General features: G+C 40.0%; 5 protein-coding genes and 1 pseudogene. 2 read left to right on the top strand and 4 right to left on the bottom strand.

Annotated elements, in window-relative coordinates:
* Positions 1–117: 117 nt before the first annotated feature.
* A pseudogene (locus F6K13_RS15210) lies at positions 118–1,157 on the bottom strand (transposase).
* 416 nt (positions 1,158–1,573) lie between these two features.
* Entirely contained in the window at positions 1,574–4,099 is a 2,526-nt protein-coding gene (gene ptsP, locus F6K13_RS15205; RefSeq protein ID WP_124155332.1) for a phosphoenolpyruvate--protein phosphotransferase, read from the bottom strand.
* 288 nt (positions 4,100–4,387) lie between these two features.
* On the opposite strand from ptsP, the gene F6K13_RS15200 reads away from it, so the two are divergent.
* Positions 4,388–4,930, top strand: coding sequence for a hypothetical protein (locus F6K13_RS15200; protein WP_287287780.1), 543 nt, complete (start codon positions 4,388–4,390; stop codon positions 4,928–4,930).
* Positions 4,931–5,068: 138 nt separating this feature from the next.
* Here F6K13_RS15200 and F6K13_RS15195 read toward each other — a convergent pair whose 3' ends face one another.
* Together F6K13_RS15195 and F6K13_RS15190 are read right to left on the bottom strand one after the other, a co-directional pair.
* The gene (locus F6K13_RS15195) at positions 5,069–5,245 is read right to left on the bottom strand and encodes a hypothetical protein (RefSeq protein ID WP_161564362.1); all 177 of its coding nucleotides are present in this window, start codon (positions 5,243–5,245) and stop codon (positions 5,069–5,071) included.
* A 9-nt stretch (positions 5,246–5,254) separates the two neighbouring features.
* A complete protein-coding gene (locus tag F6K13_RS15190; RefSeq protein WP_287287779.1) occupies positions 5,255–5,533 on the bottom strand; it encodes a dihydroxyacetone kinase subunit DhaK in 279 nt (92 codons plus the stop codon).
* 60 nt (positions 5,534–5,593) lie between these two features.
* Between F6K13_RS15190 and F6K13_RS15185 the strand changes: the two genes are divergently transcribed.
* Positions 5,594–5,815, top strand: a 222-nt coding sequence (locus F6K13_RS15185) for a YbaK/EbsC family protein (RefSeq protein ID WP_287287777.1), incomplete at its 3' end; no start/stop codon positions are given.

The raw sequence follows: 5,815 nt of genomic DNA, 5'->3' as shown, positions 1-5,815 counted from the left end.
GTTGATCAGGACTTACGCAAAGACACTATATATAGCGTATAGCAAGTAGAGTGATCGCTATTTAAATTTTAATGCGATCCCCCTAAATTTTCTAACCAAAACTCAACTTTTAACAAGTTAAATAAGTGTGATTTTGATTGAAGGATATTTCAGTTCAGAGAATAGATACTTAGATAATAATTGATGCTTAAGCTTATAAATAGTTCGACCAATAATAGTTGCCAATTTCTTCAAATAATTCCAAGCTAACATAGCACAAGCAATATGATTTCTTTGGATTTGATTCAAAGGACATTGACAACGCTCCAGTCCTGTTAATTGTTTAATTCTGGAGTGAAATTCTTCTATTTTCCATCGAGTTTGGATTTCAAACTCTACGTCATCATTACAGGATTGATTCAGGTCGTTAGTAGCAATATATTCTGTTCTATTTGTGGAAACAGTAACCCAGAATAATTTGACTTTTTTATCTCTAGGGAAACCTTTAACTTTAATAATTTTTCCTGATACTAATTCCCACTCATTCCATGTTAAATATTCCAGGTTTTGATATTTTTTTATACCTCCGGTATCGTCTACTAAACGATTCCTTTTTAACGGACAATAGTAAATTTTACCTAAATTATCTACTAAGGCCATAAGTCTTTGGGTTGCATACCAGCTATCCATTAATACTGTTTTTACTGGTATTTTCTTCTTTTTTACTACATCAACCATCATTTATTCTACATGATCTATTTTACTCTTTTCATCACTCTCTGGAGCATATATACGATAATCTATAATCCAGAATCGAACTAGATTGAGGATTAAAATATAGGCAGTTAACTATTCCTATTCCACGTTGGCGTAGCCTTGCGGAGCGCAAACTACCCTATGTTCATTACCGCTATACTGACGTCGAACAAGTTCAATACGCACGGGAATATTTTTTATTGATAACTGTATCATCAAAAATTAAATAACCATCTTCAGTAGTTATAATTTTCTCCTGCACATTTTGCCACAAAATTTCTGCTCCTAAATCAAGATTTTTTTTCAGGACGGTTAATTTGATCATGGCTAACTTCTTCGAGATGGTCAGCAAGATTTGTCAGAGTATAATTTTTCTGGCTACTTATTAAATACTGACAATATTTTAAATAATTAAAATTCATCTTAAATATATTGATAAATAATTATTGGGCACACTAAATTAGTATACCCAATAATATCAAGTTACTTGAGTTAAGCTTTTTAAATTTTTAGATTTTTTTCAAGCGATCGCTAAATAGATCAACCTTTAGTGATAACGCTATATGCAGTTTATTTGCATAATTACTGACTATATATAGTGTCTTTGTGTAAGTCCTGATTATGATACTTGTTTTGAGGCGATCGCTTAACCTATTATAGCGTTAGCGGAGCTTTGCGTCAGCAATCGCTCTACTTACTATACGCTATATATAGTGTCTTTGCGTAAGTCCTGTTGATAATTTCTTAAATTACTTCAAGCCTTTAATCTCCCCCACTCCCCTACTCCCCCACTCCCTCACTTCCCCACTCCCCCACTCCCTCACTTCCCCACTCCCAACTATAAAATAACTAGCCCTAGTTGACCAACAATATACTCTTTCACCGACTTCGCTCCATCTAATTGCAACACATCACGAGCGATCGCTTCTACCTGAGACCCATTTAACTGAGAAATCACTTTCTTGACCGTAGATATTGCTGGTGGAGCTACACTCAACTCATCCACTCCCAACCCTAACAAAATCGGTACTGCTAATGGACTCGATGCCAACTGACCACAAACACTCACCGAAATGCTAGCCTGATGGGCAGCAATGACAGTTTGCTGAATCATCCGCAATACCGCAGGTTCAAAACCATCGGCAAGATGAGCAACTTTTGAGTTAGTGCGGTCAGCCGCCATTACATATTGACTTAAATCATTTGTACCAATACTGAAAAAATCTACTTCCTGCGCCAACTGGTCAGCCATCATCGCTGCTGCTGGTACTTCTATCATAATTCCCACTTTTATATTCCCCACACCAGGAAAAGAGGGAAGTTCTAGAAGTGAGTGCTCAACTTCTGTCAAAATCTCCCTAGCCGCGCGTACTTCTTGCACAGATGTCACCATTGGGAACATCACCTTAATATTATGTCCGTGACTTACCCGCAAAATTGCCCGTAACTGACTCCTCAAAATTTCTGGATTATCTAAACTTTCTCGAATACCACGGCATCCCAAAACAGGATTTGCTTCTGACTCCTGCTTAATATAGGGAAGTACTTTGTCGCCACCAATATCTAGGGTGCGGATAGTGAGAGGGCGAGTTCCCAGAATTTCAGCGATCGCCCGATAAGTTTCATATTCTTCTGCTTCTGTTGGCGCTGTGTTGCGTTCGAGATAAAGAAATTCAGTCCGCAATAAACCCACTCCTTCGGCACCTCGCTCCAGAGCCAATTTTGTATCTGCTACCCCCAGAATATTTGCCATCAAGGGAATTTTTTTGCCATCTTGAGTAATTGCCTCTTGGGGCTGTTGAAATGTACTGGAAGTGTGCGCTTGTTTTGCTTGTAACTCCTGCAACTGTGCCTGATTCGGTTCGAGCCAAATTTCACCTGTTTCCCCATCTAAGGCAATTTGAGACCCTGGGGTTAATGACAATAACTGACTGCCTACTCCCACCACCATCGGAATACCCAACATATTTGCAATCAGCGTACTATGGGCGGTAACACTGCCAGCGCTAGTACAGATACCCAAGACTAAATTTGGTTGCAGTTGGGTTGCTTGGGAGGGGGTTAAGTCTGGAGCTACCAAAATACCAGGTTTTGACAAATTTAGAGTTCTTCTACTCCTACCTGTCAGTAGTTGTAGCACTCGTCCTCCCACATCCTTGATATCTATGGCACGCGCTTGCAAGTAGGGGTCTTCTAATTTTTGGTAAGTGGCTATCATTTCCTCAATAGCTGTTTTCCATGCTACTGCTGCACAGCGATTTTGTGCAAAAATGAGCTGATGTACTTGCTCTAACAGGGTGGGGTCTTCTATATATAATTGGTGTGCTTGAAAAATATCGGCTTGATTATTATCACTTTTATTTTGGTCAGATAGACTGTCAATTATTCTCTGAATTTCCTGTTTAGCAGTTTGCAATATTAACTGTAGGTATTCCCACTCTACCTCTGAATTTTCTACAGGATAGTCTTCAACTTCTTCTAGAATTTCTGCTCGAGCGTGCACTACAGTTGCGATCGCAATTCCTGGAGATGCTGGTGTTCCTACTAATTTATTATTTGTATCTGGTGTAGTTAATATTTTTGGTGTTTTCTTGACTATTACTTCGGCTTCATAGAAATTATTTGTTATTAATTCTTGTATTGCTTTTAAAGCATCAACAGCTTTATTACCCGTAGCTTGTATTTCTATCTCATCCCCTTTTTTTACTGCTAATTTCATAACTTGATTAATGCTTTTAGCATTGACTAGATGACTATTTTTAGTCAAATTTTGCAGACTAATTTTAGCAGAAAAATTATTAGCTATGGCTACTAACTTGGCAGCAGGTCGAGCATGAATTCCCAGGGAATTTTTTACCGTAATTTTGATTTTTTCTGACGGTGTTTCGTCATCTTTATTTTGAGTATTTTCAATATTTATTGGGATAGCTTCATCAACATTAAGTTGAGAACTTTTAGTCATTAAAGCTCCATTTGCTTCAGCTATTACCTGTTGAATATTGGCTCCCAAAGACGCTTGAATTATTGCAGCGATCGCTCCCTCTATCAAAGGTGCAGGACAGATTTTAATATGATTTTTTTGGGCTGGGGGGAGTAATTCTATGGCCATTTCAGCACTCATTATGGCACTGCCTAAGTCCATGAATATTACAACTCCTGCATCAGTATAAACAGATTCTATAGCCTCTTGTACTTTCAGAACATCAGTGCCAAAAGGATTTTCTGGGTCATCTATTCCGGCAGCGATCGCTATTGGTACTCGTTCTTGGGTCATTTGTTTTGCTAGTTCTGCCACAGCTTCGGCTAATTTTGCACTGTGGGATACAAGTACAATTCCTACCTTACTTTCTGAAGAAACTGTCATTTTGTTTCAATTTCTGATATTACTACTTGAGATACTAATATTACCAATTGATAGTTGACAATTGACAATGGCTTTGTTGCATGAAAGTAGCGTTCTTAACATCCATTCCGCAGCTATATCGCTGTGTTTGGCGATTATTGATGTTCTATTTATCAAAATAACATGGGTCGCGCAACCCCGCCTTGACTGGCGCAATATTTTTGGAGAGTTGCTCAAATTCCCTTTACAAAAATAACTTCTGACTTCTGACTTCTGACTTCTGACTTCGTTAACTATTGTCCAATAGTTATGACTCTACAGAGAAAGCGATCGCTGTGTTTCGGGATGATTGATGTTCTATTCATCTATTGTCCAATAGTTATGACTCTACAGAGAAAGCGATCGCTGTGTTTCGGGATGATTGATGTTCTATTCATCTATTGTCCAATAGTTATGACTCTACAGAGAAAGCGATCGCTGTATTTGGGGATGATTGATGTTCTATTTATCTATTGTCCAATAGTTATGACTCTACAGAGAAAGCGATCGCTGTATTTGGGGATGATTGATGTTCTATTTATCTATTGTCCAATAGTTATGACTCTACAGAGAAAGCGATCGCTGTATTTGGGGATGATTGATGTTCTATTTATCTATTGTCCAATAGTTATGACTCTACAGAGAAAGCGATCGCTGTATTTGGGGATGATTGATGTTCTATTTATCTATTGTCCAATAGTTATGACTCTACAGAGAAAGCGATCGCTGTATTTGGGGATGATTGATGTTCTATTTATCTATTGTCCAATAGTTATGACTCTGCTGATTAAACCTCAAAGCTTTTACAGGTAAAAGTTTCAGCCTTTTTATGTCAAACATTGATGTTCTATTTATCTATTGTCCAATAGTTACAGCAGTTTCCGCACTAATTATCCGGACATGATATAAGGGCGCCATTCGGAGCTTTGCGTTAGCAAATGCCATTCGCCCCTACTGTGGTCTACTCAAATGAAAACCGCTGTAAATATTTGGGCAGAACAATCTTGGGACAATTCTTACTCCTACCTCTTCGCTTATTCCCACTTCTCCTGACTCGGTCCTTCCCCTCCTGGGAGGGGGAGGGGCGAGGGGTGGGTTGTCTCCTACCCCAGCAAAAAGATTTTCCATACGCAAACCCTAAATACCCCATCGTAATGCCGGAGTTTTCACAGGCGCATCCCAGAATTTAATAAACTCATCATCCAATTTCAACAAAGTAATAGAACAACCTTGCATTTCTAGGGAAGTAATATAAGGTCCGATAAAATTACGGACAATGTGTAGTCCTTTTTGTTCGCAAATTTCTACTAATTTACGATAAATAATATATAACTCAGAAATAGGAGTACCACCCATACTATTAACAAAAGCCAGGATGCGATCGCCAGACTCAAATGGTTGGTCCCTCGACTCCACTTCCTGCCATTCTCCTTTATCCTCATCCCACTCCCGTACCCCGGCACCGACTCCTACGGCATGGAGGCGGTGACCGCGCTCGGGCTCGATCCCGGCTCGGTGTTCAAAACCCTGCTGGCCACCGTCGACGGCGCCGCCCGCTCGCAGACCGTGGTCGCGATCGTGCCCGCCGACCGGCGGTTGAACCTGAAGGCGCTGGCAAAAGCGGCGGGCGGCAAGAAGGCGTCGATGGCCGACCCGGCGGTGGCCGAACGCCTCACCGGGTACGTGGTGGGCGGCATC

This window comes from Okeania sp. SIO2B9 (assembly GCF_010672505.1).
Taxonomy (GTDB): domain Bacteria; phylum Cyanobacteriota; class Cyanobacteriia; order Cyanobacteriales; family Microcoleaceae; genus Okeania; species Okeania hirsuta.
Note: the sequence above shows the minus strand (reverse complement) of the source record. Positions and strands in the feature narration are given on the sequence as shown.